The organism is Cellulomonas phragmiteti (genome assembly GCF_016862775.1).
Classification (GTDB): Bacteria; Actinomycetota; Actinomycetes; order Actinomycetales; family Cellulomonadaceae; genus Cellulomonas; species Cellulomonas phragmiteti.
Genome location: NZ_BONP01000003.1, coordinates 1 through 24,978, shown reverse-complemented (window position 1 = coordinate 24,978; position 24,978 = coordinate 1). Strand labels below are relative to the sequence as shown.

General features: G+C 76.1%; 28 protein-coding genes. 10 read left to right on the top strand and 18 right to left on the bottom strand.

The annotated features are described in order from the left end of the window. The first annotated feature begins 8 nt into the window (after positions 1-8). Positions 9-989 carry a 1,4-dihydroxy-2-naphthoyl-CoA synthase gene (locus tag Cph01nite_RS03380; RefSeq protein ID WP_203671152.1) on the top strand — a complete coding sequence of 327 codons (981 nt, stop codon included), beginning with the start codon at positions 9-11 and terminating at the stop codon, positions 987-989. A 4-nt stretch (positions 990-993) separates the two neighbouring features. On the opposite strand, the gene Cph01nite_RS03375 is transcribed toward Cph01nite_RS03380, so the two are convergent. Then, entirely contained in the window at positions 994-1,185 is a 192-nt protein-coding gene (locus Cph01nite_RS03375; protein WP_203671151.1) for a hypothetical protein, read from the bottom strand. Between the two features lie 187 nt (positions 1,186-1,372). Continuing rightward, entirely contained in the window at positions 1,373-2,476 is a 1,104-nt protein-coding gene (locus Cph01nite_RS03370; RefSeq protein ID WP_203671150.1) for a DUF3048 domain-containing protein, read from the bottom strand. 220 nt (positions 2,477-2,696) lie between these two features. Here Cph01nite_RS03370 and menE point away from each other — a divergent pair, with 220 nt between their 5' ends. Next, positions 2,697-3,848: an o-succinylbenzoate--CoA ligase gene (gene menE / locus Cph01nite_RS03365; RefSeq protein WP_203671149.1), complete on the top strand. Its 1,152-nt coding sequence runs from the start codon at positions 2,697-2,699 to the stop codon at positions 3,846-3,848. Positions 3,849-3,898: 50 nt separating this feature from the next. After that, positions 3,899-4,768: a 1,4-dihydroxy-2-naphthoate polyprenyltransferase gene (locus Cph01nite_RS03360; RefSeq protein WP_203671147.1), complete on the top strand. Its 870-nt coding sequence runs from the start codon at positions 3,899-3,901 to the stop codon at positions 4,766-4,768. Between the two features lie 48 nt (positions 4,769-4,816). Here the strand turns inward: Cph01nite_RS03360 and Cph01nite_RS03355 are convergent, their stop codons facing one another. Next, positions 4,817-5,134: a DUF4229 domain-containing protein gene (locus tag Cph01nite_RS03355; RefSeq protein ID WP_203671139.1), complete on the bottom strand. Its 318-nt coding sequence runs from the start codon at positions 5,132-5,134 to the stop codon at positions 4,817-4,819. Positions 5,135-5,176: 42 nt separating this feature from the next. On the opposite strand from Cph01nite_RS03355, the gene Cph01nite_RS03350 reads away from it, so the two are divergent. Beyond that, entirely contained in the window at positions 5,177-5,548 is a 372-nt protein-coding gene (locus Cph01nite_RS03350) for a PLDc N-terminal domain-containing protein (protein ID WP_203671137.1), read from the top strand. A gap of 74 nt (positions 5,549-5,622) precedes the next feature. Here Cph01nite_RS03350 and ccsB read toward each other — a convergent pair whose 3' ends face one another. The 6 genes from ccsB to Cph01nite_RS03320 are packed head-to-tail and all read right to left on the bottom strand — an operon-like array spanning position 5,623 to position 11,242. Further along, positions 5,623-6,642: a c-type cytochrome biogenesis protein CcsB gene (gene ccsB / locus Cph01nite_RS03345; RefSeq protein WP_203671135.1), complete on the bottom strand. Its 1,020-nt coding sequence runs from the start codon at positions 6,640-6,642 to the stop codon at positions 5,623-5,625. After that, the gene (resB, locus tag Cph01nite_RS03340; RefSeq protein WP_203671133.1) at positions 6,639-8,366 is read right to left on the bottom strand and encodes a cytochrome c biogenesis protein ResB; all 1,728 of its coding nucleotides are present in this window, start codon (positions 8,364-8,366) and stop codon (positions 6,639-6,641) included. The genes ccsB and resB overlap by 4 nt, the downstream gene beginning before the upstream one ends. An 8-nt stretch (positions 8,367-8,374) precedes the next feature. After that, complete coding sequence (locus Cph01nite_RS03335; protein ID WP_203671131.1) at positions 8,375-9,328, bottom strand: cytochrome c biogenesis CcdA family protein; 954 nt, start codon at positions 9,326-9,328, stop codon at positions 8,375-8,377. Then, the gene (locus Cph01nite_RS03330) at positions 9,325-9,918 is read right to left on the bottom strand and encodes a TlpA family protein disulfide reductase (protein WP_239069003.1); all 594 of its coding nucleotides are present in this window, start codon (positions 9,916-9,918) and stop codon (positions 9,325-9,327) included. Before Cph01nite_RS03330 ends, Cph01nite_RS03335 begins: the two co-directional genes overlap by 4 nt. Before the next feature lie 43 nt (positions 9,919-9,961). After that, the gene (locus Cph01nite_RS03325; protein WP_203671130.1) at positions 9,962-10,618 is read right to left on the bottom strand and encodes a histidine phosphatase family protein; all 657 of its coding nucleotides are present in this window, start codon (positions 10,616-10,618) and stop codon (positions 9,962-9,964) included. A gap of 42 nt (positions 10,619-10,660) precedes the next feature. After that, positions 10,661-11,242: a MarR family winged helix-turn-helix transcriptional regulator gene (locus Cph01nite_RS03320; RefSeq protein ID WP_373307536.1), complete on the bottom strand. Its 582-nt coding sequence runs from the start codon at positions 11,240-11,242 to the stop codon at positions 10,661-10,663. A gap of 108 nt (positions 11,243-11,350) precedes the next feature. Between Cph01nite_RS03320 and Cph01nite_RS03315 the strand changes: the two genes are divergently transcribed. Then, positions 11,351-11,896 (top strand): YceI family protein, encoded by a 546-nt coding sequence (locus Cph01nite_RS03315; protein ID WP_203671128.1) that lies wholly within the window; start codon positions 11,351-11,353, stop codon positions 11,894-11,896. 115 nt (positions 11,897-12,011) lie between these two features. Here Cph01nite_RS03315 and Cph01nite_RS03310 read toward each other — a convergent pair whose 3' ends face one another. Further along, a complete protein-coding gene (locus tag Cph01nite_RS03310; RefSeq protein ID WP_203671126.1) occupies positions 12,012-12,701 on the bottom strand; it encodes a redox-sensing transcriptional repressor Rex in 690 nt (229 codons plus the stop codon). A gap of 54 nt (positions 12,702-12,755) precedes the next feature. Beyond that, a complete protein-coding gene (locus tag Cph01nite_RS03305; RefSeq protein ID WP_203671124.1) occupies positions 12,756-13,034 on the bottom strand; it encodes a glutaredoxin family protein in 279 nt (92 codons plus the stop codon). Positions 13,035-13,113: 79 nt separating this feature from the next. On the opposite strand from Cph01nite_RS03305, the gene Cph01nite_RS03300 reads away from it, so the two are divergent. Then, positions 13,114-13,980 carry an HAD family hydrolase gene (locus Cph01nite_RS03300; RefSeq protein ID WP_203671122.1) on the top strand — a complete coding sequence of 289 codons (867 nt, stop codon included), beginning with the start codon at positions 13,114-13,116 and terminating at the stop codon, positions 13,978-13,980. Next, positions 13,977-14,522: a GNAT family N-acetyltransferase gene (locus Cph01nite_RS03295; RefSeq protein ID WP_203671120.1), complete on the top strand. Its 546-nt coding sequence runs from the start codon at positions 13,977-13,979 to the stop codon at positions 14,520-14,522. The genes Cph01nite_RS03300 and Cph01nite_RS03295 overlap by 4 nt, the downstream gene beginning before the upstream one ends. A 25-nt stretch (positions 14,523-14,547) precedes the next feature. Here Cph01nite_RS03295 and Cph01nite_RS03290 read toward each other — a convergent pair whose 3' ends face one another. From Cph01nite_RS03290 to Cph01nite_RS03270, 5 genes are all read right to left on the bottom strand, one after another. Then, positions 14,548-15,870 (bottom strand): glycoside hydrolase family 27 protein, encoded by a 1,323-nt coding sequence (locus tag Cph01nite_RS03290; protein ID WP_203671118.1) that lies wholly within the window; start codon positions 15,868-15,870, stop codon positions 14,548-14,550. Positions 15,871-15,923: 53 nt separating this feature from the next. After that, positions 15,924-16,940 (bottom strand): LacI family DNA-binding transcriptional regulator, encoded by a 1,017-nt coding sequence (locus Cph01nite_RS03285; RefSeq protein ID WP_203671521.1) that lies wholly within the window; start codon positions 16,938-16,940, stop codon positions 15,924-15,926. A gap of 217 nt (positions 16,941-17,157) precedes the next feature. Further along, entirely contained in the window at positions 17,158-17,256 is a 99-nt protein-coding gene (locus tag Cph01nite_RS03280) for a 30S ribosomal protein bS22 (RefSeq protein ID WP_003792170.1), read from the bottom strand. Positions 17,257-17,437: 181 nt separating this feature from the next. After that, entirely contained in the window at positions 17,438-17,674 is a 237-nt protein-coding gene (locus tag Cph01nite_RS03275; RefSeq protein WP_203671117.1) for a helix-turn-helix domain-containing protein, read from the bottom strand. Between the two features lie 144 nt (positions 17,675-17,818). Next, positions 17,819-19,030 carry an acetoin utilization protein AcuC gene (locus Cph01nite_RS03270; protein WP_203671115.1) on the bottom strand — a complete coding sequence of 404 codons (1,212 nt, stop codon included), beginning with the start codon at positions 19,028-19,030 and terminating at the stop codon, positions 17,819-17,821. A 135-nt stretch (positions 19,031-19,165) separates the two neighbouring features. Between Cph01nite_RS03270 and Cph01nite_RS03265 the strand changes: the two genes are divergently transcribed. Genes Cph01nite_RS03265 through Cph01nite_RS03255 form a run of 3 tightly spaced genes read left to right on the top strand, consistent with a single transcriptional unit; the run spans position 19,166 to position 22,330 of the window. Continuing rightward, positions 19,166-20,539 (top strand): TrkH family potassium uptake protein, encoded by a 1,374-nt coding sequence (locus Cph01nite_RS03265; protein ID WP_203671113.1) that lies wholly within the window; start codon positions 19,166-19,168, stop codon positions 20,537-20,539. Then, positions 20,532-21,239, top strand: coding sequence for a potassium channel family protein (locus Cph01nite_RS03260; protein WP_203671111.1), 708 nt, complete (start codon positions 20,532-20,534; stop codon positions 21,237-21,239). The genes Cph01nite_RS03265 and Cph01nite_RS03260 overlap by 8 nt, the downstream gene beginning before the upstream one ends. Before the next feature lie 41 nt (positions 21,240-21,280). Further along, on the top strand, positions 21,281-22,330 hold the full coding sequence (locus tag Cph01nite_RS03255; protein WP_203671109.1) for a PPK2 family polyphosphate kinase: 1,050 nt from the start codon (positions 21,281-21,283) through the stop codon (positions 22,328-22,330). 47 nt (positions 22,331-22,377) lie between these two features. On the opposite strand, the gene Cph01nite_RS03250 is transcribed toward Cph01nite_RS03255, so the two are convergent. Continuing rightward, the gene (locus tag Cph01nite_RS03250) at positions 22,378-23,859 is read right to left on the bottom strand and encodes a hypothetical protein (protein ID WP_203671107.1); all 1,482 of its coding nucleotides are present in this window, start codon (positions 23,857-23,859) and stop codon (positions 22,378-22,380) included. Between the two features lie 84 nt (positions 23,860-23,943). After that, the coding region (locus tag Cph01nite_RS03245; RefSeq protein ID WP_203671105.1) for a hypothetical protein at positions 23,944-24,978 on the bottom strand (1,035 nt) is incomplete at its 5' end.

The following is a 24,978-nucleotide window of genomic DNA, read 5'->3' as shown; positions in this document are numbered from 1 at the left end:
GTGGTCCGGTGAGCGAGAGCGGCCCTGCCCCCCTGCCCGTGCGCGTCTCCGAGACGTTCGACCCGGCGCGGTGGCGCGACGTCGAGGGGTTCGCGCACCTCACGGACGTGACGTACCACCGCGGGCGGGCGCGGCCCACGGCCGAGCAGGCCGCGGCGGGCGCCGTCGAGCGGGACCTGCCGGTCGTGCGCGTGGCCTTCCACCGTCCCGAGGTGCGCAACGCGTTCCGCCCCCACACCGTCGACGAGCTGTACGCCGTGCTCGACCACGCCCGGACGTCGTCGGACGTGGGCACGGTCCTGCTCACGGGCAACGGCCCCTCACCCAAGGACGGCGGCTGGGCGTTCTGCTCGGGCGGGGACCAGCGCATCCGCGGCCGCGACGGCTACCGGTACGCCGACGGCGAGAGCGCCGCCGCCGTGGACCCGGCGCGCGCCGGCCGGCTGCACATCCTCGAGGTGCAGCGCCTGATCCGGACGATGCCCAAGGTCGTCGTCGCGCTCGTCAACGGCTGGGCCGCCGGCGGGGGTCACTCGCTGCACGTCGTCGCGGACCTGAGCATCGCGAGCCGCGAGCACGCGCGGTTCATGCAGACCGACGCGAACGTCGGGTCCTTCGACGGCGGGTACGGCTCCGCGCTCCTCGCGCGGCAGGTCGGGCAGAAGCGCGCGCGGGAGATCTTCTTCCTCGCGCGGGAGTACTCGGCGGACGACGCCCACGCGTGGGGTGCCGTCAACGACGTCGTCGCCCACGCGGACCTCGAGGACGCGGGCCTGGAGTACGCGCGGATCATCGCGACCAAGTCGCCGCAGGCGGTGCGGATGCTGAAGTTCGCGTTCAACCTGGCCGACGACGGCCTGGCCGGGCAGCAGGTGTTCGCCGGGGAGGCGACGCGGCTGGCGTACATGACGGACGAGGCCGTCGAGGGCCGGGACGCGTTCCTGCAGCGCCGCGACCCGGACTGGACGGGGTTCGGGTACGCGTACTGACGCGTCAGGCCCCGCCGACCCAGGACGTGAGGTCGACGAGCGTGGCGACGACCGCCCCGCCGCCGACGAGCAGCGCGACCAGGACGAGTCCCGCGACGACGACGGCGACGGCGGAGCGGACCGAGTGGTCCTCGGGCTCGCGCCGGGCGGTGCGGTGGGGGCGGACGGTGACGGGGAGCGTGGTGTGTGCGGCCATGTCCCCAGCGTCGTCCGCGGGGCACCCGCGGCGCGTCGCCCCCGGGTCCCGTCCCTGCGCGCGGAGGTCAGCCCTGCGGCGTCCGCCACCTCCCCCGCGGGGTGGACAGCCGGCGGGGCACCGTCCTCCGCAGGTATCGGGTCGGACGACGCCCGGGGGTCGGGGAGAGGTGGTCGGTGCCCGGGGGTCAGGAGACGGTGAGCGACCCGGAGCCGGCGGGGACCATCTCCACCCAGGTGTTGCCCGGGGCGAGCGTCGCCTCGGAGCCGTCCGGCAGGTAGAGCCGCAGCGGCTGGTCCTGCGCGTCCTTCTGCCAGCGCACGGCGACGGTGCTGCCGCCCGTCGCGACGACGGCGTCACCCGACCCGACGAGGTCGTACGTGGGCACCGGCGCGCCGCCCTGGGCACCGAAGGGGGTGTTCGGGTGGTTGGCGGTGACGGCGACCACGTTGACGGCCGACAGGCGCGCCCCGCTCGCCGCGGTCGCCGGTGTCGAGCCCTCGGACCGCAGCCACGTGCCCGTCGCCGCGTCCCAGGTCCAGACCGGCTGGGACTGGCTCGACAGCCGGAAGGACAGGGTCGCGGCCGGGGTCCCGGCGGTCGCGGCGGCGGCGAGCTCGGGGCTACGGGCGAACGCGAACTGCTCGGGCGGCGCCGTGCGGCCCGCCTCGGCGATCCCCCACCACGTGCTGAGCGTGCCGTAGACGTTGTGCGGGGCGGTGCGCGCACGCGAGCGGTACAGACCGGGGGCACCCGCGTCGTGCGAGATCTGCTGCACGCCGGAGGCCGCCACGAGCTCGAGGATGCCCGGCTGCCCGCCGGAGTAGGCCAGCATGCCGCCCAGCGGCGCGACGATCAGCGGGTCCATGGGACGGACCGACCGGATCGGGCCGACCTCCTCGGGAGCCTGCGAGTGGAACACGGCGACGAACCGCGAGACCTCGAACTCGACGATCGTCTCCCAGACCACGTCGGCCTGCTCCAGCCCGGACTGGGGCCGGGCGACCGCGGTGTTCTCGATCTTCACGCCGATGGCCGGGCGGGGGTCGGGCGTCCCCGCGACGCCCGTCAGCGGCCACGTCGGCGGCACCTCCGGTGCGGGGACGGCCTGCTTGTCGGCGACGACCTCCGCCTCCGCCGTGACGGTGGGCGCGGGCTGCGTCGTCGCGGGCGAGCCGCACGCCGCGAGCGCCAGGAGCGCTCCGGTCGCTGCCAGGGCGCGGGTCCGGACGTGCCAGCCGCGTGCCGCGCCCGTGCTCGTCGATCCGCTGCGTGCCGCCGTCGCTGACATCGTCACTCCCGTCCCCCGCCGCTGCGGCGTTCTGCCGTCCGTCCGTCCCTGGGCCCGCGGTGCGGTGCCCGCCCGGACGCGCCGGACCGCGGACACTCTACGACGCCCGCGCGCACGCCCCGCCCGCGCCACCCCGGCGACGTGCTGCGGCCACCGGTCGGACGGCACCGCGCACCGGCCCGCAGCGCGCGACGCAGGACGGACGACCTACGCTGTGCGGGTGGACCGGCCGCTGCGCGACGTGCCCGCGCAGGTGCAGGACCTCGTCCCCGCCCTGACCGCGGCGCTCGACGGCACCGGTCCGGCGGTGCGGGTCCTCGACGTCCCGGTCCCCGGGCCCGCGCACCGCGTGCCGGAGGACGTCGCGGTCGTCGTGCGCACGTCGGGGTCGACCGGGCACCCGCGCGACGTCATGCTGTCGGTCGCCGCGCTGCGGGCGTCCGCGGCGGCGACCGCCGCCCGCCTCGGCGGCCCCGGGTCGTGGCTGCTCGCCCTGCCCGTGCACCACGTGGCCGGCCTGCAGGTGGTGCTGCGTGCCCTGCTCGCCGGGCGCGACCCGGCGACCCTGCCACCGGGGCCCTTCCGCGCCGCCGGGTTCACGGCGGCGGCCCGCGCCGCGACCGCCGGCCCCGGGCCGCACCACACCTCGCTCGTCCCCACCCAGCTCGTGCGGGTCCTCGACGACCCGGACGCGACGGACGCGGCGCTGGGGTTCGACGCGGTCCTGGTCGGGGGCGCCGCGTGCCCGCCGTCGCTGCTGGCCCGGGCACGCGCCGCCGGGCTGCGGGTGGTCACGACGTACGGCATGACGGAGACCTGCGGGGGCTGCGTGTACGACGGTCACCCGCTGGACGGCGTCACCGTCAGCGTGGACGCCGAGCAGCGGGTCGCGCTCAGCGGCCCGGTGCTCGCGACCGGGTACCTGCACCGGCCCGACCTGGACGCGACGACCTTCACCACCAGCGGCGGACGCCGCTGGCTGCGCACCGCCGACCGCGGGCGGCTCGAGGGGGGCGTCCTGCACGTCCTGGGCCGGCTCGACGACGTGCTGGTGACCGGGGGCGTCAAGGTCGACCCGTTCGCGGTGGAGGAGGTCGTCGGCGGGCTCGCCGACGTGCGCGAGGTCTGCGTGGTGGGGGTCCCGGACCAGCACTGGGGCCAGTCCGTCGTGGCGGTCGTCGTCACGCAGGACGGCACCGCGCCGGCCCTGACCCCGCTGCGCACCGCCGTCGCGGCGGCGCTCGGGCCGGCCAGCGCACCGCGGCAGGTGCTCGTGGTCGACGAGCTGCCGGCGCGCGGTCCGGGCAAGCCCGACCGGCGGGCCGTCGCGCGCCTCGCGACGCAGCTGATGGCCCGGCACCCCTCCGCCTGACCCCTCGCCCCACCCCGACGACTCGCCCCACCCCGACGAACAGGAGCACGATGGCCACCGCCTCCGAATGGCTCGCCGGTGCGCGCCCCCGCACCCTGCCCGCCGCGATCGCCCCCGTCCTCGTCGGGACGGGCGCCGCGGCGCACGCCGGCGGGGCGCACCTCGGCCGGGCGGTGCTCGCCACCGGCGTGGGGATCGCGCTGCAGGTCGCCGTCAACTACGCCAACGACTACTCCGACGGGGTCCGCGGCACCGACGTCGACCGCGTGGGGCCGATGCGCCTGACGGCGTCGGGCGCCGCGCCCCCGCGCCAGGTGCGCAACGCCGCGTTCGTGTCGTTCGCGGTCGCCTCGGCCTTGGGGATGTGGCTGATCGTCCTCACCGGCTCCTGGTGGCTGGTGGCCGTCGGCGTGCTGTGCATCGTCGGGGGGTGGACGTACACCGGCGGGCGGCGGCCGTACGGCTACCTCGGGCTCGGCGAGGTCGGGGTGTTCGTGTTCTTCGGCCTCGTGGCCGTGCTCGGCACGACGTACACGCAGCTGGGCCACGTGACGTGGCTCTCGGCCGTGGGGTCCGTCGCGATCGGCCTGCTCGCGTGCGCGCTGCTCATGGTCAACAACCTGCGGGACATCCAGACTGACGCCCTGGTCGGCAAGCGCACCCTGGCGGTGCGCATCGGCGACCACCGGGCCCGACGCCTGTACGCGGTGATGGTCGTGCTGCCCGTGCTGCTGGGGGCGGCGTGCGTGGTCGTCGCGCCGTGGTCGCTGCTCGTGCTCCTGCTGCTGACCCCCGCGGTGCTGCTCGCCGTCGGCGTGCTCGCCGGTGCGCGCGGGATCGCGCTGGTGCCGGTGCTGGGCGGCACAGGGATGCTCGAGCTCGCCTTCGGCGTGCTGCTGGGCCTCGGCCTCGCGCTCTGAGCGTCGCCGCGGCGGGCGTCGCCGCGACGGGCCCCGCCGTCCGCGCGGCTAGCGGTCGACGCCCGGCTCGGCGTCCTGGATCTCGGCGTCCTGGATCTCCGCGTCCTGGATCTCTGCGTCCTCGGCCGCCGCGTCCTCGTGGGCGCGCGCGCCCAGGCCGCCGCGCGCACGGCGCTGCGCCGCACGCTGCGCGAGGTGCAGCGCGGCGGCGTCGCGCTGGCGGGCCAGGAGGACGTACGACAGGCCCCAGGCGATGACGGCGGCGAGCACGGGGGCGAGCCACGAGCGCATCCCGGCCCACCAGAGCAGCCCGGTGGCGGCGAGGAACAGCGCGGCGCGCAGCAGGGAGTAGACGACGACAGGCACTCCCCCAGGGTAGGCCGCGGCCGACGCGTCTAGGGTGGACAGGTGCTCAGGTACCTGCCGCTCGTCCTCGTCGTCGCGTTCACCGTCTACTGCGTCTTCGACGTGCTGGGCAGCGACGAGCGCACGCGCCGCGGCCTGCCGGCGCCGGTCTGGCTGCTCGTGGTGCTCGCCCTGCCGGTCCTGGGCGGCGTGGTCTGGCTCGTCGTCAGCCGCGGCACCCCGCGCACGGGCACCGCCGGCCCGCGCAGCCGGGGACCCGTCGCGCCCGACGACGACCCGGAGTTCCTCTTCCGGCTCGAGCAGGAGCAGCGCCGACGCGCCCGGCAGGAGGGCACGCCGGAGCAGGGGTCGCGCGACGACACCGCCGAGGGACCCGGCACGGCCGACGCCCCCGACGGCAAGCCGTCGGCCTAGACCGTCCGCGCAGCCCGTCCGCGCAGCCCGTCCGTGCCGTCGCACGTCCGTGCGCCGCACGTCCGTGGCGCGGCTCAGAGCCCCGAGTACGAGTGGTTGCCGGGGATGTAGAGGTTGACGACCGTGAAGTTGGCGAGCACGACGCCGTACGCGACGAACACGAGGTAGGCCGCACGCCGGCCCGCCCACCCGCGCGTGGTGCGGGCGTGCAGGTAGGCGGCGTACACGACCCAGGCGACGAACGTGCCGACCTCCTTGGGGTCCCAGCCCCAGTACCGGCCCCAGGCCTCCTCCGCCCAGATCGCGCCGCCGATGAGGGTCAGCGTCCACAGGACGAAGCCGACCGCGTGCTGCCGGAACGAGGAGGCCTCGAGCCGGCGCGCGTCGGGCACCTGCTCGAGCCACGCGAACGACGGACCGGTGACGCGGGCGCCGTGGAACGCCTGGCGGACGCCGTCGAGCCGCGACCACGGCCGCTCGAGGCGCGAGCGACCCGTGTCCCGCGCGTCGCGCAGGACCTGCAGCACCGTCGTCGCGAACGCGACCGTCGAGATGCCGGTCGCGATGATCGCGACACCGACGTGGATGACGAGCCAGTAGCGCTGCAGCGCGGGCTGCACCGCGTCGGCCTGCACGTGGAGGGTGTTGAGCGCGAGGACGAGGGCCAGCACGGCGATGCCCGACACGACGACCCCGACGAACGCGATGGGCCGGCGGCGCTGCATGACCAGGAGCGCGACGAGCGCGCAGAAGGTGCCGAGGATCGTGAACTCGTACATGTTGGCGGTGGGTGAGCGTCCCGCCGCCACGCCGCGCAGCACGATGCCCACGAGCAGCAGGAGCGTGCCGAGCACGAGGGTGGACCGCGCGATGCCGGTCGCCCGGGTCCCGCGGGCGCCGCCCGTGACCCCCGACGGCGCCGTCGCCGCGGCGACCGAGGGCCCCCCGACGGTGACGGGCTCGCGCGCCGCGGCACGGGCGGCCTGCGCGGCCTCGGTGAGCCGCGCGAGGTCGACCGAGTACGCGATCAGCGCGATCGTCAGCGCGGTCGCGGCCGACCAGACGAACAGGTCGCTCAGCTCGGCGACGCTCATGTCCTGCCCTCCTGCGGGGTGTCGAGCCCGGTCGCGTCGTGCGACGGGGCCGGCGCACCGAGCACGCGCGCGAGGACGCGGTCGAGCTCGGGCTGCAGGCCGACGTCGTCACCACGGGCGAGCCCGGCGGCCGTGACCACTGTAGTCCCGGCGCCGGGACCTTCGTCCCGGCGCTGCCCGGGGGCGGCCCGCACCCACAGCCGCCGGCGCGGGGCGAACAGCGAGGCGGTCAGGCCGGCCAGGGCGAGCAGCGAGAACGTCAGCACCCACGCCAGCGACGGGTCGTGGCGCAGGTCGAGCGCGACGAACCGCGGCAGCTCGTCGAACGTCAGCGTGCCCAGGCCGTCCGGCAGCTCGACGGTCTGGCCGGGGCGCACGTACAGCGTGACGACGTCGCCGTCGTCGTCGACGGCCTGCTCCATGCGCGACTCGTCGAGCCGGTAGACGTTCTGCGGGACGCCGGTGTCGAGCCCCAGGTTGCCGGCCCACACCGACAGCACGAGCAGCGGGTCCTGCGGCTGCGGGTCGACCGAGCGCCACAGTCCCGGCGCGGGCTCCTGGGCCGTGGGCAGCAGGAACCCGACGAGGCCGATCTGCGGCTGGCCGTCCGCCACGTCGGGCACCTTGACGACGCCGCGCGACGTGTAGACGGCGTCCTGCGGCAGGAACGGCACGGCACCGGAGAACGCGACCTCGCCGGACGCGTCGCGCACGGTGACGGCCGGGGCGTACCCGTTGCCCTGCAGGTAGACCTTGGCACCCCCGGCGACGATCGGGTGGTTGACCTTGACGGTGCGCTCCACGGGCTCGCCGCCGGGCTCGGTGACCGTGACGTAGGCGGTGAAGTCCCGGGACTGCAGGGTCACGGGGTCGAACCGGGACTCGAACTCGTCCAGCCGCAACGTGAACGGCTCGAGGTCGGCGGGGTCGAAGGCGGTCCCCCGCTCGAACGTGTCGTAGGCGGCCTGCACGTTGGCGAACCCCGTGCCCTGGACGACGATCGCCTGGCCGCGGTAGTGCAGCATCTGGCCGGTGGCCATGGCGACCAGCAGGCCCAGCAGCGCCAGGTGGAACACGAGGTTGCCGGTCTCGCGCAGGTAGCCGCGCTCCGCGGACACCGACCACGTGCCGGCGCCCTCGTCGTGCACGTCGGCGCGGAACCACGGGACCCCCAGGCGCCGCCGGCGCAGCACCGCCGCGGCACGCTCCACGACGACCCGCGGCTCGTCGTCCGAGGTCCCCTCCCCCTGCGCCGGGAACCGCCCGAACCTGCGCGGCGTGCGCGGCGGGCGGCCGCGCAGCGCCGCGGCGTGCACGCGCGTGCGCGGCACGATGCAGCCGACGAGGGAGGCGAACAGCAGCAGGTAGACGGCCGAGAACCACACCGAGGCGTAGACGTCGAAGAACCCGAGCCGGTCCAGCCAGGGGCCGGTCGACGGGTTGTCGGTGAGGTAGGCGGCCACGGCCGCCGGGTCCTGCGGGCGCTGCGGGAACATCGTCCCGGGCACGGCCGCGACGGCCAGCAGCACGAGCAGCAGCAGGGCGACGCGCATGCTCGTCAGCTGGCGCCACACCCAGCGCAGCCAGCCGACGAGCCCGAGGGCGGGCAGGGAGCCGGACCCCGCGTCGGCGGGTCGTGGGTCGCCGCCGTCGGTGAACGCGTCGTCGAGCCCCTCGGGGCGGTACGCCGGTGCGGAGGGCGGGGTCACGTCGTCGCGGGTCACGTCGTCCTTCACAGCGCGGGCACGAACGGGTCGCCGCCGGTCAGGGCACCCTGCAGCCAGGCCGCCCACGTCCCCCAGGCGCCGGTGAGGAGGGCCACACCCAGGACGACGAGCACGGCGCCACCCGTGCGGCGCACGGCGAGCCGGTGCCGACGCAGCCACCCGAGGGCGCGCTGCGAGCGCTGCAGACCGAGCCCGACGAGCACGAACGGCAGCCCCAGCCCCACGCAGAACACCGCGGCGAGCAGCGCGCCCCGGCCCGCGGACCCGCCGGTGAGGGACAGCGTGAGGATCGCGGCGAGCGTCGGGCCGATGCAGGGGGTCCAGCCGAGCCCGAAGGCGACGCCCAGCAGCGGCGCCCCCCACACCCCGGCGCGCGGGGCGACGCGCAGCCGGCGCTCGCCGCCGAGGAACGGCAGGGCGCCCAGGAACGTCAGCCCGAGCGCGACGGTCACCGCACCGAGCACGCGGCTCACCGGGTCCTGCCACTCCCACAGCGCGGCACCGAGCGAGCCCGCGAGCGCCCCGAACGCGACGAAGACGCTCGAGAACCCGGCGACGAACAGCACGACGCCGAGCAGGAGCGTGCGGCGCCCGGCGGTGGCGGGCGCCGTGGTGACCGCGGTGGCCGCGGTGGCCGCGGTGGCGGCTGCCGCCGCGGACGGCGTGGCGGGTCCGGTCGCCGCGTCGGTGAGCGGGACGTGCGCGGCCGCCGGGACGGGCGGGGCACCGAGCCGCACGACGTCCGTCGCGTCGACGAGCCCGAGCCGCGCGCCGGGCGCGGGCCGCGCGTCCCCGCCCACGAGCCCGCCCAGCAGCCCGAGGTACCCGGGCACGAGCGGCAGCACGCACGGCGAGGCGAACGACACGACGCCGGCGAGCAGCGCGACGGGCACGGCGAGCAGCAGCGACCCGTCGACGACCGTCGACCCCAGGCCCAGCGCGACGACGCCGGACGTCACGTCGCCTCCTCCGCGAGCAGGTCCTCGACGAGCGCCCGCAGGGTCGACGGCCGGACGAGGCCGAGCACGCGCGCCGCGACCCGGCCGTCGCGGTCGAGCAGGACCGTCGTGGGCACGGCGTTCACGGGGACCACGCCCTGCAGGGCGGCGACGGCGGACCCGCTCGTGTCGTCGAGCGACGGGTACGGCACGCCCAGCTGGCGCTGGAACGCCTGGGCGGTCCCGGCCGCGTCGCGGCTGTTGATACCGAGCACGTGCAGCCCCTGCTCGGCGTAGTCCGTCGCGACGTCCGCGAGGTCGGGCGCCTCGGCCCGGCACGGCGGGCACGCGGCGTACCAGGTGTTGAGCAGCACGACGTCCCCGCGCCACTGCGCGAGGTCGTGCGTGCCGCCCTCGTAGTCGGTGCCCCTGATCTCGAGCGGCCCGAGGCGGTCGGCGCGGGCCCACGTCGTCGTCGATCCGTCGCCGGACTGGTAGCCCTGGTCGACCACGTCCGCCGTGGTGCCGCCGTCGTCGGCGGCCGCGCACCCGCCGAGCGCGAGCGCGAGCGCGGCGACGACGCACGCGGCACGGGTCACGGCGCGGGTCACCGCGCGGTTCACGGCACGGCCGGCGACGGGGCGGCGGTGCACGTCAGGCCCCGGCGACGGGCGAGGCGCCGGGCAGCAGCGCGGCGGCGGGCTCCCCGTAGCCGACGCCGACGAGCGTGTCGTCCTCGAACCGCAGGGTCGTGAGCGAGGCGAGCGCGCACTGCCGCCGCCGCGGGTCGTGCCAGAGCCGGCGGTTCTCGACCGCGAGCCGGGTCACCCAGATCGGCAGCTGGTGGCTGACGAGGACGGCCTCGTGCCCGCGGGCGGCCACGCGGGCGGCGTCGACCGCGGCGAGCATGCGGTCCACCTGCTCCGCGTACGGCTCGCCCCAGGACGGGCGGAACGGGTTGCGCAGGTGCGGCCAGTGGCCGGGGTGGCGCAGGGAGCCGTCGCCGACGCCGAAGGCCATGCCCTGGAAGTGGTTGGCGGCCTCGATGAGGCGGTCGTCGGTCCCGACGGCGAGCCCGAAGGCGGCGGCGATCGGAGCGGCCGTCTCCTGGGCGCGCTGCAGGGGGGACGCGGTCACGACCACGACGTCGCGCCGTGGCGCGTCGTGCTCGCCGGCGAGCGTCGAGGCGACGAGCTCGGCCATCTGCTGCCCGCGCTCGGACAGGCGGTAGCCGGGCAGCCTGCCGTACAGGAGTCCCTCGGGGTTGTGGACCTCACCGTGCCGCAGCAGGTGGACCGTCGTGGCGACCATGTGCACAGTCTCGCAAAGTCTCCTGGGTGCCCCGGCCGCGCCTCAGGCGGACGACGCGCGGCCGGCACCCGGGGGCGGGCAGTCCGGTGTCCGGAGCCGCTCGACGACGACCCGCATGGCGTCCCCGAGCGCGGCGAGCTGCTCGGCGTCGAGGACGTCGACCAGGTGCGCGCGGACCGACTCCACGTGCCCGGGGGCCGCCGCCACGAGCACCTGCCACCCGCGCTCCGTGAGCACGCAGTTGACGCCGCGGGCGTCGTCGCGCGCGGGCTCGCGGCGCACGATCCCGTCGCGCTCCATGCGCGCCACGGTGTGCGTGAGGCGGCTGCGCGAGTGCGCGAGGTCGTCGGCCAGCTCGGACATGCGCAGGGCGCGCCCGGGCGCCTCGGAGAGCCGCACGAGCACCTCGTACTCCCCCAGCGACAGCCCGCTGTCGTCGTCGAGCTCGCGGGCCAGGACGTCGAAGAGCAGGGCGGTGCCGTCCCGGAACGCGCGCCACTGCTGCTGCTGCTCCGCGGTCAGCCAGCGCACGTCGGCCTGCTCGGGCCGCGGGTCGGGCCCGCCGGTGCCCGGGCGGCCCGCGGCGGCGTCGTCGGTCGACAGGTCGGCGGTCGGGGTCGGCACGTCGTCCTCCTGGAGGGGTTGCGGCTCGCACCCCACTGTAGTAGAAATATCAACAACCGATACTTGTCGAATCAACGATCGCGTTCGGCACCGAACACGGAGGACCTCATGACCGCGCTGCCCACCGGCCTGACGACCGGCACCTGGACCATCGACCCCTCGCACACGGAGGCGTCGTTCACCGTCCGCCACGCGGGCATCTCCAAGGTCCGCGGCACCGTCGCGGTGACCTCCGGCACCCTCACGGTCGGCGAGGACCTCGCGTCGTCGTCGGTCACCGTCGTGCTCGACCCCTCGACGGTCAACACCGGTGACGCCAACCGCGACGGGCACCTCAAGAGCAACGACTTCTTCGAGGTCGAGACCTTCGGCGAGTGGACGTTCGCCTCGACCGCGATCCGCGAGTCCGGCGCGGGCCACGTGGTCGTCGGCGACCTGACGATCCACGGCGTGACGCACGAGGTCGAGCTCGAGACCGAGTTCAACGGCACCGCGGTGGACCCGTTCGGCAACACGCGCGCCGGCTTCGAGGCGACCGTCACCATCTCGCGCAAGGACTTCGGCCTGACCTGGAACGCCGCGCTCGAGGCCGGTGGCGTGCTCGTCGCCGACAAGGTGCGCATCGACCTGGACGTCTCCGCCATCAAGGCCTGAGCCGCCCGCCGGCAGCCGCCGGCACGCACGTCCCCGCGGGGGCGCGACCCGACCGGTCGCGCCCCCGCGGCGCGTCCACCCCGCGGCCCGGCCCCACCGGCACGCACCGCGCCCGTCACGACGCGCCCCCGTCCGCGCTGCGCGCGCGGTCGTGGAAGGCGAGGATCTGCAGCTCGGAGGCGACGTCGACGGCCCGCACGTCGACGTGCGGGGGCACACGCAGCGCGCCGGGTGCGAAGGTGAGGATCCCCACCACCCCCGCCGCGACGAGCTCGTCGCACACCTGCTGCGCCACCGCGGCCGGGGTCGTCAGCACCGCGATCGTCGCGCCGGTGCGGCTCACCACGCCCCGCAGGTCGTCGGCCGGCTCGACCACGAGCCCGGCCACCGTCGACCCGACGACCGCCGGGTCCGCGTCGACGAGCCCCACGAGGGCGAACCCGCGCTCGGCGATGCCCGCGTAGTTCGCCAGCGCGTGGCCCAGGTTGCCCACCCCGACCACGATCACGCGCCGCACGTCGGCCAGCCCGAGCACCACCGTGATCTGCTCGCGCAGGTGGCCGACGTCGTAGCCCACGCCGCGGCGCCCGTACGAGCCGAGGAAGGACAGGTCCTTGCGCAGCTGCGCGGGCGTCACGCCCGCGCGCGCCGCGAGCTCGTCGGAGGAGGTGAGGACCGCCCCCTGCGACGCCGTCGCCTCCAGCGCGCGCAGGTAGCCCGGCAGCCGAGCGACCGTCGCGGGGGGCACCGACTGCCCTGCGCGCCGGTCGCCGCTGCGGCGTCCCGCCGTGCGCCGATCGTCCACGCGCCCCTCCGTCACCCGCGGCGCCGGCACGGCCCCGTCGCCTGGAGTCACACGCTAGGGCCTGCCGGCGCCCGTCGCGAGAGCCCGGCGCAGGCGCACCTCGTCGATGCGCCAGTAGCCGCGGCGCACGCCGTCGACGTCGACGACCGGCACCAGCTCTCCCAGCTCGTCCGCGAGCACGCTGCCGTCCGGCGCCGGGACGTCCACGTCGACCTCCACCCACGAGGCCCCGAGCTCGGCGCACACGCGCGCCACGAGGTCCCGCGCGTCGTCGCACAGGTGGCAGCCGGCCCGTCCGTAGAGGACCACCCGAGGCGTCGTCGCACCGCTCACGGGGCCCACGCTAGCCCGCGGGCCGCACGCACGCCGGACGGTCCGCGACGCGCGGGGCCACGCTCGTTACAGTGGCCGGGTGCACGCGGGCGACGGGACGGACGAGCGTGCGGTCGTCGCTGCCACGGTCGAGACGCCGCGCGCCGAGCTGGTGCCCGAGGGGACGCCGGTCGCCGCCTTCTTCGACGTCGACAACACGATCATCCGGGGCGCGAGCTCGTTCCACCTCGCCGTCGGCCTGTACGGCCGCGGCTTCTTCCGCAAGCGCGACCTCGTCCGGTTCGCGTGGCAGCAGGCCCGGTACCGGGTGTTCGGCGAGGACCGCGAGCAGATCGACGAGCTGCGCACCCGCGCGCTGGACATCATGCGCGGCCACTCGGTGGCCGAGGTCACCGCGATCGCGGAGGACGTCTACGACGAGGTCCTCAGCCTGCGCATCTACCCCGGGACGCGCGCACTGCTCGACGCCCACTTGGCCGACGGCCACGCCGTGTGGCTCGTGACGGCGACACCCGTGGAGATCGGTGAGCTCATCGCGCGGCGGCTCGGCGCGTCCGGCGCGCTGGGCACGGTCGCCGAGCACGAGGGCGGGTTCTACACCGGCCGGCTGGTCGGCGACCTCCTGCACGGCGAGGCCAAGGCGAGCGCGGTCCGTGCGCTGGCCGCGCGCGAGGGGTACGACCTCAGCAGGTGCCACGCCTACGGCGACTCGACCAACGACGTGCCGATCCTGTCCACCGTGGGGCACCCGTGCGCGATCAACCCCGACGGCCGGCTGCGCCGGCACGCCGCCGAGGTGGGGTGGCCCGTGCGCGAGTTCCGCTCGCGCCGGCGGCAGGCACGGCGCGGCGTCAACGCCGCGAGCCTCGCCGGGCTGGCCTGGGCCGTCGCCGTGGTCGCCCGGGCCGTCCGCCGCTCGATCCGACGGCGCATGGGGGCCGGATGACGACCAGGACCGACTGGGCGGTGCGCACCGCCCGCCCGCAGGACGCGGACGCGCTCGCCGACCTCGCGGCGGTGACGTTCCCGCTCGCGTGCCCACCGGGCTCGACGGCGGCCGACCAGCGGGCGTTCCTCGACGCCCACCTGAGCGCCGAGCGCTTCACGCAGCACACGTCCGCGCCCGGGCGCGCGGTGCTCGTCGCGGCCACGCCGGACGACGAGCTCCTGGGCTACACCCTGCTCGTGGCCGGTGACCCCGCCGACGACGACGCCCGCGCGGCCGTCCACATCCGCCCGACCGTCGAGCTGTCGAAGTGCTACGTGCACCCGGCGCTGCACGGCGCGGGCGTCGCGTCCACGCTGCTGCGGACCTCGTTCGACCACGCGCGGGCGCTCGGCGGCGCCGGCATGTGGCTGGGGGTCAACCAGCACAACGCGCGCGCCCAGGCGTTCTACGCGCGCGAGGGGTTCGCCGTGGTCGGGGTCAAGCACTTCCGGGTCGGCACCCGGATCGAGGACGACTACGTGCTGGAGCGCCCGCTCTGACACCCGCCCGGACGGCGCGCACGCGTCAGGCCGGGTCGAGCGCCACCCACCGCACCCCGTGCGACGGCACCTCGAGCGTGAGTACCGTGTCCGGGCTGCCGGGGTCGCGCACCGGGTCGGGCAGGAGGTCCCCCGTCCACAGGTCCCGGACGGTCCACCGGTCGGCCGGCGGGTCGTCCCCCAGCACCGCGGACAGCGGCAGCCGCTGCACGCGGGACGCCGCACCGGTCCAGAAGACCGCCGCGTAGTGCGTCGGCCCGGTGCCGCAGCGTGCGGACCAGACGACGACCTCGCCGTCGTCGGCGGGCTCGCGCAGCAGCTCGCGGCCGTCGGTCGCCGTGCGCAGCACGTGGCCGACCGCGGGCGTGGTCAGCAGGGCGATCGTCGCGGGGTCCGACGTGGGCAGGTCGCCGCCCATCATCAGCGGGGACCGCGCCATGACCCACAGCGTGAGCAGGGTGCGCTGCTCGTCGGGGGTGAGGCGCGACGAGCGGTCCTCGCCGCGCTCGGCGCGGATGCCGATCCGGCCCAGCGGCAGCATGTCGCCGTCGGCCCAGCCACCGGGCTGCTGGAAGGGCGCCCACCGGGCCAGACGGGCGAAGTTGGCGTGGACGTCCTCCCAGCGGTCCCACAGGTCGTCGCAGACGCGCCACATGTGGGCGTGCGCGCGCAGCAGCGGCAGGTGCGCGGTCGACAGCCCCGTCCCCGGTGACAGCGAGAGCACGATGTCGCGGCCAGACCGCTCGATCGCCCGGGACCACGCCACGACGGTGTCGGCGTGGAAGGGCGCGAGCACGTCGTCGACCTTGACGAGGTCAACGCCCCAGGACGCCAGCTGCGCCACCAGGCCGTCGAGCCACGTCTGGGCCGCGGGGTGGGTGTGGTCGAGCCCGTACATGTGCCCGTTCCACGAGCAGGTGGAGGCCGTGTCCGCGATGTCGGCGGTCGTCGCCGCGGCGCCGGCGGGCGCGCCACGCACGGGCAGCCGTGCCGCCACCGCCCGGCGCGGGACCCCGCGCAGCACGTGCACCCCGAAGCGCAGGCCCAGCGCGTGCACCTGCGCGGCGAGGTCGGCGAACCCCCGGCCGTCGGCGGCCGAGGGGAACCGCCCGGGCGCCGGCTGCGGGTAGCCGTGCTCGTCGAGCACGAGGTCCGCGTCCGGGGTGTACCCGTGCGGGCGCGCCGCGGGGTCGGACCAGTCGATGTCGACCACGACCGTGTCCCAGCCGTGCGGCAGCAGGTGCTCGGCCATGAAGCGCGCGTTGGCCAGCACCTCGTCCTCGGTGACGGTCGTGCCGTAGCAGTCCCAGCTGTTCCAGCCCATGGGTGGCGTCGGTGCCACGGTCATCGGGGACCTCCTCGGGTCGTCGTCGCTGTCAGCCGGTGCGTGCGCAGCGGTGGTCAGGCCGGGCCGCCGCGGCCGAGCGTCGACTCGCGCGGCACGACCGCGAAGTCCGCCACCACCCGGCGGAACGGCGCACCGGGGTCCCGCCCTTCGATGCGCTCCAGGAGCAGGTCGACCGCTGTGGTCGCGATCTGCTCGCGCCCGGGGTGCACGGTCGAGAGCGTGGGCGCCGAGAACGCGGCCTCCTCGATGTCGTCGAACCCGATGACCGCGATCCGCCCCGGCACGTCGATGCGCCGCAGGTGCAGGGTGTGCAGCGCGCCCAGGGCGAGCACGTCGCTGAGCCCGAGCACGGCGTCGACGCCCAGGTCCGCGTCGAGCAGCCGCGCCATGCTCTGCGCACCCGAGGCGCGGCGCCACAGGCCGGCGTCGCCGAGCAGCGCCGGGTCGAACGGCACGCCGTTGTCCGCCAGCGCGGCGGCGTAGCCCTGCACGCGCAGCGCCGCCGCGCCGACGGTCTCGTGCGGGTCGCCGCCGACGACGGCGATCCGCCGCCGGCCGAGGTCCAGCAGGTGCTGCGTCGCAGCACGGGCCCCCTCGACGTTGCTCATGGTCACGTGGTCCGCGGGTGCGTCGAAGATGCGCTCGCCCAGCAGCACCAGGGGGTGGTCGAGGCCGTCGAGCTCGTGGGCGTCGTCGGGGCCGAGCGCGAGCGGGGAGTAGATCAGGCCGTCCGTGAAGTGGCGTCGCTGCCCGTGCAGCACCTCGAGCTCGCGCGCGCGCACGCCACCGGTCTGCTCGATGAGCACCGTCAGGCCGCGCTCCTCGGCGGCGCGGATGACGGAGTCGGCGAGCTCGGCGAAGTACGGCAGGGACAGCACGGGGACGGCGAGGCCGATCATCCCGGTGCGCCCGCGGCGCAGGTTGCGGGCGACGACGTTGACCCGGTACCCGAGCGCGGCGATCGCCGCCTCGACCTTCTCGCGCGTCTCCGCGCGGATGTACGGGTAGCCGTTGACGACGTTGGACACGGTCTTGATGGACACCCCGGCGCGTGCGGCCACGTCGTGCATGGTCACCGCACCGCTGCGTCGTCGGTTCACCGTGGCCGCCTCGTCGATCGTCGCCGCGTCGTCGCGTGGCGGGCCGCGCCCGCCGTCCGCGCTCCAGGATCGCGGACCGGGGCCAGGCTACATCGTTGTAGACCTCGCCCGTGAGGGCAGACACACGTCGGGCCCGGTCGTCCGACCGGGCCCGTGGTGCACTGCGCGCCGCGGTGCGGCGGTCAGCTCACTTCTTGTTGCGGCGCTGGTGGCGCGTCTTGCGCAGCAGCTTGCGGTGCTTCTTCTTCGCCATGCGCTTGCGACGCTTCTTGATGACGGAACCCATAGCGGTCCTCACTCGTGTCCGGTCGCGACCCGACATGGTCGCGAGATGGTGGTCGATCGACGCGCGGTGCGCATCGGGCCCACCCGAATCACCCACGCACGCAGAAGTCCGAGCGCCCACCTTACGCGATCCGGTCCCACGACCGCGAACGGCGGCCGCCACCGAGCCCCGTGGGGGTCGGTCAGGAGGTGCGGCGCCCCTCGCCCAGGTCCTCGGGCTCGACGGTGGCCGACGAGCGCAGGTACGCGTCCAGCGCGTCCTGCGGCACCCGGAACGACCGCCCCACCCGCACGGCGGGCAGCTCGCCCGCGTGCACCAGCCGGTACACGGTCATCCGGGAGACCCGCATGAGGTCCGCGACCTCGACGACCGTGAGGAACCGCACGCGGCCCTGGGGACCGCTCTGCCCCTCGCTCATGCTCCGGCCCTCCCGCAGGCCGGGGCGCGCCGGCGTCGCGCACCCGACGTGCCGGGTGCTCGGATCACAGTAGTGGCGGGTGTGACAGGTGGGAAAGGGGAGACACCCGCCCGGCCGTACCGCGGCGCGGTGCGCGGACGCTGCTCAGTCGAGCTCGGGGTCCAGGCCCAGGGACGGGAAGACGGCGTTGCGCGTCGCACGGACGGCCCGGTCGACGTCGTCGGCCGGGTCGTACCCGGCGGACCACGGCCGGAACGTCGCGGGCTCGTGGTCCGTCATCCACGGCACCGCCTCGCGCCCGTAGCGCTGGCGGACCGCGTCCAACCACGTCGCGGGCAGCGGGGTCTGCGGGTCGACCGGCCGGTGGGACGCGACGCCGACCAGGTGCGACCACGTCCGGGGCACCACGTCGAGGATCGCGTACCCCCCGCCGCCCAGCGCCACCCAGCGGCCGTCGCAGACCTCGTGGGCCAGGTCGTGCAGCATCGTCGCGGCCACGCGCTGCGCGTCCACGGAGACGCGCAGGGTCGCGAGCGGGTCCATCCGGTGGGTGTCGCACCCGTGCTGGGTGAGGAGCACGTCCGGCGCGAACTCGCGCAGCACGGCCGGCACGACCGCCTCGATCGCGCGCAGCCAGCCGCGGTCGTCCGTGCGCGAGGGCAGCGCCACGTTGACCGAGGTGCCGTCCGCGAGCGGCCCGCCGGTCTCCGTCGGGTAGCCCGTGCCGGGGAACAGCGCGTGCCCCGTCTCGTGCACCGACACGGTCAGCACCCGCGGGTCGTCCCAGAAGACCGCCTGCACGCCGTCGCCGTGGTGCGCGTCGACGTCGACGTACGCGACCCGCCGCGCACCCGCGTCGAGCAGGGCGCGGATCGCCACGGCCGCGTCGTTGTACACGCAGAACCCGGACGCCGCACCGGGCTGCGCGTGGTGCAGGCCGCCCCCCACGTTCAGCGCGTGCTCGGCCCGCCCCTCCCACACGGCCATCGCGGCGTCGACCGTGCCCGCGACGACCCGCGCGGCCGCCTCGTGCATCTGGGGGAACAGCGGGTCGTCCCGCGTGCCCAGCCCACGGACCAGGTCGGGCACCCCGTGCTCGGCCGCGGCGTGCACGGCGGCGACGTACTGCGGGTCGTGGACCGTGGCCAGCAGCGCGTCGGACGCCGGCTCCGCGCCCACCAGCTCGACGCCGGGCGCGTCGAGCAGCCCCAGCTGGGCCGCGAGCGCGATCGTCAGGTCGATCCGGTCCGACGTCATGGGGTGCCCGAAGCCGAAGTCGTAGGCGAGCAGCTCCGTCGACCAGACCACCCGCAGCGTCGCGCGGCCGCCGCCGGCCGGGTCGTCGGTGGGGGACATGGGCCCACCGTCCCACCGCCGTGGCGGACGTGTCGACCTGACCGGCCCCGTGGCGCGGCCGCCGCGCCGGTGCGTGGACGCGGGCACCGCGTGCCAGAGTGTGCTGTCAGCACGAGCACGGCGGCAGGAGGTCGGATGGCGACGGGGCCCGGCCTGCTGTGGCGCGCGCGCGACTACGTCGACCGGTCCGCCCGGCAGTCCCCCGCCCGGCTCGCGCTTGGCGTGTTCGCCCTCGTGATCGCCATCATCACCGCGCTGCTCTCGGCCCCGTGGGCGACCGCCGACGGGCAGCGGGCGCCGTTCGTGGACGCGCTGTTCACCGCGACGTCCGCGACCACCGTGACGGGTCTGGTCGTCGTCCCGACCGGGGAGTACTGGTCGGCGTGGGGACTGGTCGTCATCCTGCTCGCCATCAAGATCGGCGGGCTGGGCGTCATGACCCTCGCCTCGCTGCTGGGGATGGCGGTGTCGCGCCGCATCGGTCTCACGCAGCGGCTGCTGGTCTCCTCGGAGACCAAGGTGACACGGCTCGGCGAGGTCGGGTCGCTCGTGCGCACCGTCATCGTCACGTCCACGGCGCTCGAGGTCGTCATCGCGATCGTGCTGTTCCCCCGGCTGCTCGTGCACGGCGAGCCCGTCGGCACCGCCGCGTGGCACGCCGGCTTCTACGCGGTCTCGGCGTTCAACAACGCCGGGTTCGTGCCGACCGCGGAGGGCCTGAGCCCGTTCGTCTCCGACTGGTGGATGCTGCTGCCGATCATCATCGGCGTGTTCATCGGGTCCCTCGGGTTCCCCGTGATCCTCAACGTCGCCAGCTACCTGCGCCAGCCGGGTCGCTGGAGCCTGCACTCCAAGCTGACGATCACGACCAGCCTCGGGCTGCTCGCGTTCGGGTCCGTCGTCGTCGCGGCGTTCGAGTGGACCAACCCCGGGACGTTCCAGCCGCTCGACGCCGGCGGCACGGTCCTCGCCTCCCTGTTCGCCGGCGTCATGCCGCGCTCGGGCGGCTTCTCGACGGTGGACGTCGGCCAGATGCACGAGGGCACGTGGCTGCTGCTCGACGCGCTGATGTTCGTCGGGGGCGGGTCCGCGTCGACGGCCGGCGGCATCAAGGTCACGACCCTGGCCGTCATGCTGCTGGCGATCGTCGCCGAGGGCCGCGGCGACCGCGACGTCGAGGCGTTCGGCCGGCGGATCTCGCGCGAGACGCTGCAGGTCGCGATCGCGGTCGGGTTCATCTCCGCGACGATCGTGCTCGTCGCGTCCCTGCTGCTGCTCGCGATGACCGGGCTGACGCTGGACCGCATCCTGTTCGAGGTGATCTCGGCGTTCGCCACGTGCGGCCTGTCCACCGGCATCACCGCGGACCTGCCCCCACCCGCGAAGTACCTGCTCGTCACACTCATGTTCATCGGCCGGACCGGCACCATGACGCTTGCGGCCGCGCTCGCGCTGCGCAACCGTCGTCGTGTCATCCGCTACCCGGAGGAGAGGCCCATCATTGGCTGACAGCCCGCGCCCGGCCGGCGGCGACGCCCGCACCGCGCCCCGCGCCCCCAAGAAGGACCAGGGTGTCCTCGTGATCGGCCTCGGGCGGTTCGGCTCCGCGATCGCGGCGACCCTCGACCGCCTGGGCCAGGACGTGCTGGCCGTCGAGCGCAGCCCGGAGCTCGTCGCGCAGTGGGCGGGTCGCATCCCCCTGGTCGAGGCGGACGCCGTGAACCCCGACGCGCTCGAGCAGCTGGGTGCGCGCGAGTTCCCCGTCGCCGTCGTCGGCGTCGGCTCGTACCTCGAGGCGTCCGTGCTCATCACGGGCAACCTCGTCGACATCGGGGTGCCGCAGATCTGGGCCAAGGCCATCAGCTCCGAGCACGCCCGCATCCTGCAGCGCATCGGTGCGCACCACGTGGTGCTCCCGGAGGCCGACGCCGGCTCGCGCGTCGCGCACCTCGTCAGCGGCAAGATGCTCGACTACATCGAGGTCGAGGACGGCTTCACGGTCGTCAAGATGCGCCCGCCGAAGGAGACGCAGGGCTTCACGCTGGCGCAGTCCAAGGTCCGCGAGCGGTACGGGGTGACGATCATCGGCGTGAAGTCGCCCGGGATCGACTTCCAGTACGCGACACCCGACACCCGCATCTCGGCCAACGACCTGGTCATCGTCGGCGGCCACGCCGACCTGCTCGAGCGCTTCGCCGCACGTCCCTGAGCGCGCGCACCCACCACCCGCATCACGACGAGGAGACCGTCATGGCGAAGGGCACGAAGAAGAGCAGCGCGGGGTCCGGCACGGCGGAGAGGTCCGCGAAGGCGGGCAAGCAGGACAAGGCGGCGAAGGCCGGGAAGCAGGACAAGGCGGCGGAGGCCGGGACGGACAAGGCGGCGAAGGCCCGGACGAAGGCTCGCGCCACGGCTGGGGCAGCGAGCGGGACCGAGAGCAGCGCGACCGACCTGCTCGTGCGCGGTGACGCCGTCACGGAGCTGCTGCGCGTGCGCCCCGGCTTCCGGCTCGCGGACGTCGACCCGGGTGCCACGCCCGGGTTCGACGGGTCACGGTCCGACGGCGAACAGGCCCTGGCGGCGGTGGGGGGCGAGCTCTCGGACCTCCAGGAACGGTTGTTCGCGCACGGACGCACCGGGGGGCAGCGCTCCGTGCTGCTCGTCCTGCAGGGCCTGGACACCGCCGGCAAGGGCGGCATCGTGCGCCACGTGCTCGGCCTCGTGGACCCGCAGGGTGTCGCGCTGCGGTCGTTCGGCGTCCCGAGCGCCGAGGAGCGCCGCCACCACTACCTGTGGCGGGTCCGCCGGGCGCTCCCCCGCGGCGGCAGCATCGGCGTCTTCGACCGCTCGCACTACGAGGACGTGCTGGTCGTGCGCGTGGACGAGCTGGTCGCCCCGGAGGTGTGGCAGAAGAGGTTCGACGAGATCAACCGCTTCGAGGCGCAGGTCGCCGCCGCCGGGACCACGATCGTCAAGGTCGCGCTGTGGGTGTCGCGCCAGGAGCAGTACCAGCGGCTGCGCGAGCGCCTCGAGCGGCCGGACAAGCACTGGAAGTACAGCCCGTCGGACGTCGACGTGCGCGCCAGGCGGCCCGCGTACGAGGCCGCGTACCAGGAGGTGCTCGACCGGACCAGCACCGAGGTCGCGCCGTGGCACGTCGTGCCGGCGGACAGCAAGTGGTACGCACGGCTGGCCGTGAGCGCGCTGCTGCACCGCGCGCTCGTCGACCTGGACCTCGGCTGGCCCGAGCCCGGGTACGACGTCGCGGCCGAGCTCGCGCGGCTCGAGGCCACGCGCTGACGCCCGGTCGGCGGGGACGGTCCACCCGTCCCCGCCGACCGGCACGCTCACGACGCGTCGGTCGCGCCGCGCTGCCGCGGCACCACGGTCACCGCGCTGGTCCGCGCGGCCGTCACGACGCCCTGGGAGCGGCCGCGCGCGGCGTGCCGCCGCAGGCCGATCCCCACCGTCAGGAGCAGCAGCGCGAGCGGCGCGAGCCACGGCTCGGCGCCGGTCCGGGCGAGCGCCGCGCGCTCGGCCGGGGCTGCCGGTGCCGCGAGGCCCCGGACGTCCGACGCGCCGGCGCCGAGGACCGACCGGTCCGTCCGCACCGCGCCACCGGCGGCCACCGTGGCGCGGGTGGTCACCGTGGAGCCCGCGGTCACCGTGCCGCCCGTGGTCACCGTGCCGTCACCGCCCGACCCGCTCCGCCCCGAGACGCCGACCGGGGAGGCCGGGTCCGGCAGCTGCGCGGGGTCGGCCGGGTCGGCCGGGTTCATCGGGTCGGCCGGATCGGCCGGGTCGGCCGGGTTCACCGGGTTCACCGGGTCGGCCGGGTTCACCGGGTCGGCCCCCTCCGGGACGACCCGTGCCACCGTGGCGTCCCCCAGCACCCCGAGCGCGACGCCCGAGACGTCCACCGGCACGGTCACCGGCAGCGCGACGAGACCGCCGTCCGTGCTCGGCGCGGTGGCGCCCGGACCGGTGCCGGTCGGCTCCGTGCCGGCCACCTCGGCGTCACCCAGCACCGCGACGGCGACGCCGCCGACCCGCACGGGCGCCGTGACGGGAGCCGTGACGAGAGCGCGGTCCGTGCCCTCGGAGGACGCCGCGGGGTGCGGCACCGAGGTGCCCGTCCCCGTCACCGTGGCGTCCCCCAGGACGCCCAGGGCCACCCCCGACACGTCCACGGGGGCGACGACCGGAGCGTCCACGAGCGTGCCGCCGGCCGTGGCCGCCGGTGCGTCGCCCTGCGGTGCCGGGCCTGCGGGAGCGGTGCCCGTGCTCGCGCTGGTGGCGTCGCCCCCGATCGCGACCGCGACGCCCGAGACGTCCACGGGCACCGTCACGGGCGCCTCGACGACCGCGGGGCCGGTCGGCTCCGCGGCGGGCGCCGGAGCGGTCGGTGCAGCGGCCGGAGCGGGCGCTGGCGCCGCCTCGGTGACCTCGGCGTCGCCCAGGACGCCCAGGGCGACACCGGACACGTCGACAGGCACCGTCACCGGCACCTGGACGAGTGCCGGCTCGGGTGCCGGCTCGGGTGCCGGGGCCGCCGGCGCGGGGGCGGGCGGCTCCACCGGAGCGGGGGCGGCCCGCGTGACCGTGGCGTCACCCAGGACGCCGAGCGCGACGCCCGAGATGTCGACGGGCACGGTGACGGGGAGGTCGATCAGTCCCCCGTCGCCTCCCGCGTGGTCGGCACCCAGCGTGATGTCGACGTCGAGGAGGGTGCCGTCCGTGGGGACGGCCTGGGCCGCGGCGGCCCCGGCGGCGACGAGGCCACCTGCGAGGAGCGCCGTGTGCAGCGCTCGACGGATGTACGTGTGCATGGTCGTGCTCCTTGCCTGAGGAACGGGAGCGCCCGCTCGGGGCGCGGTGGACGCGTGCCGCGCACGACGGCGCGGGCGGTCCGGTCAGGCGGGGCTGTGCGGGACCTCGAGGACGGGGCCCGCCGGGCACGTGTCCTGCCCGGCGGTCAGCGTCGCGAGCAGGTGGAGCGCGGCGGCGTCGGCGATGCCCGAGGGCACCGCCTCGGGCGCCGGACGCGACGCCGCGCCGGGCGCGCCGCCAGTGGCCGTCCCGGCGGGCGGGGCCGCGGGCGCGTCGGGCGAACCGGGCAGCGGCGCGCCGGGGAGCTCCGGCGTCACCTCGCCGTCCGCGGGGTCAGCTGTGGCCGATGTCGACACGGGTCCGGACGCGACACGCGCCAGGGCCCCGGCGCTCGCCGCAGGCCCGACGCCGACGGACGACGAGAGGGACGGGGCCGCGACGACGGCGTCGGGCGACATCGGCGCCGCGTCGGCGACGTGCACAGGACCAGCCGCGCCGGGCGCGCGCCCCGGCAGGGCGGCGGGGCCGGCCGCGGGCGGGTCGAGAGCACCGGGAGGCGACCACGGCGGCAGCTGCCTGACCGGGGTGAGCACCGGCAGGAGCGGCTCGAGCACCGGGGTGAGCGGAGTCAGGGTCGGGGCGAGCGGCTCCAGGACCGGCCCGAGGACGGGGGCGAGCGGGCGCGTCAGCGGCGCCAGCGCGTCACCGAGCGGCGCGAGCGCGCCACCCACGGGCGCCAGCGCCTCGCCCAGCGGCGTGAGGGCCCGACCGACCGGGGCGAACGCGCCACCGACGGGCGCGAGGACGTCGACCACCGGGACGACGGCCTCGCCGACGGGCGCGAGCGGGCCACCCACGAGGTCGAGCCGGTGCGTGACCGGCGACGCGGCCTCGACGACGGGAGCCACCCCACCGGCGACGGGTGCGAGCAGCTCCCCGGCGCCCGACGTGACGTCGTGCAGAGCGCCGCCCACCGCCCCCACCAGGGGTGTCGCGACGTCGGCGACGGCGTGCACCACCGGGGTCGCGGAGGCGGGGGCGGGCGCCGCGGCCGGCGGCACGGGAGGCACGGCGACCGGTGCCGGCGGAGCAGCGGGAGCCGGCGCAGCGGGAGCAGC

What these genes read in the sequence shown, in the direction of transcription:
- Cph01nite_RS03375 (WP_203671151.1), bottom strand. Translation starts at nt 1,185, where the DNA reads ATGGCCGCACACACCACGCTCCCCGTCACCGTCCGCCCCCACCGCACC.
- Cph01nite_RS03370 (WP_203671150.1), bottom strand. Translation starts at nt 2,476, where the DNA reads ATGTCAGCGACGGCGGCACGCAGCGGATCGACGAGCACGGGCGCGGCA.
- Cph01nite_RS03360 (WP_203671147.1), top strand. Translation starts at nt 3,899, where the DNA reads ATGGCCACCGCCTCCGAATGGCTCGCCGGTGCGCGCCCCCGCACCCTG.
- ccsB (WP_203671135.1), bottom strand. Translation starts at nt 6,642, where the DNA reads ATGAGCGTCGCCGAGCTGAGCGACCTGTTCGTCTGGTCGGCCGCGACC.
- Cph01nite_RS03325 (WP_203671130.1), bottom strand. Translation starts at nt 10,618, where the DNA reads ATGGTCGCCACGACGGTCCACCTGCTGCGGCACGGTGAGGTCCACAAC.
- Cph01nite_RS03315 (WP_203671128.1), top strand. Translation starts at nt 11,351, where the DNA reads ATGACCGCGCTGCCCACCGGCCTGACGACCGGCACCTGGACCATCGAC.
- Cph01nite_RS03295 (WP_203671120.1), top strand. Translation starts at nt 13,977, where the DNA reads ATGACGACCAGGACCGACTGGGCGGTGCGCACCGCCCGCCCGCAGGAC.
- Cph01nite_RS03290 (WP_203671118.1), bottom strand. Translation starts at nt 15,870, where the DNA reads ATGACCGTGGCACCGACGCCACCCATGGGCTGGAACAGCTGGGACTGC.
- Cph01nite_RS03285 (WP_203671521.1), bottom strand. Translation starts at nt 16,940, where the DNA reads ATGCACGACGTGGCCGCACGCGCCGGGGTGTCCATCAAGACCGTGTCC.
- Cph01nite_RS03280 (WP_003792170.1), bottom strand. Translation starts at nt 17,256, where the DNA reads ATGGGTTCCGTCATCAAGAAGCGTCGCAAGCGCATGGCGAAGAAGAAG.
- Cph01nite_RS03275 (WP_203671117.1), bottom strand. Translation starts at nt 17,674, where the DNA reads ATGAGCGAGGGGCAGAGCGGTCCCCAGGGCCGCGTGCGGTTCCTCACG.
- Cph01nite_RS03270 (WP_203671115.1), bottom strand. Translation starts at nt 19,030, where the DNA reads ATGTCCCCCACCGACGACCCGGCCGGCGGCGGCCGCGCGACGCTGCGG.
- Cph01nite_RS03265 (WP_203671113.1), top strand. Translation starts at nt 19,166, where the DNA reads ATGGCGACGGGGCCCGGCCTGCTGTGGCGCGCGCGCGACTACGTCGAC.
- Cph01nite_RS03255 (WP_203671109.1), top strand. Translation starts at nt 21,281, where the DNA reads ATGGCGAAGGGCACGAAGAAGAGCAGCGCGGGGTCCGGCACGGCGGAG.
- Cph01nite_RS03250 (WP_203671107.1), bottom strand. Translation starts at nt 23,859, where the DNA reads ATGCACACGTACATCCGTCGAGCGCTGCACACGGCGCTCCTCGCAGGT.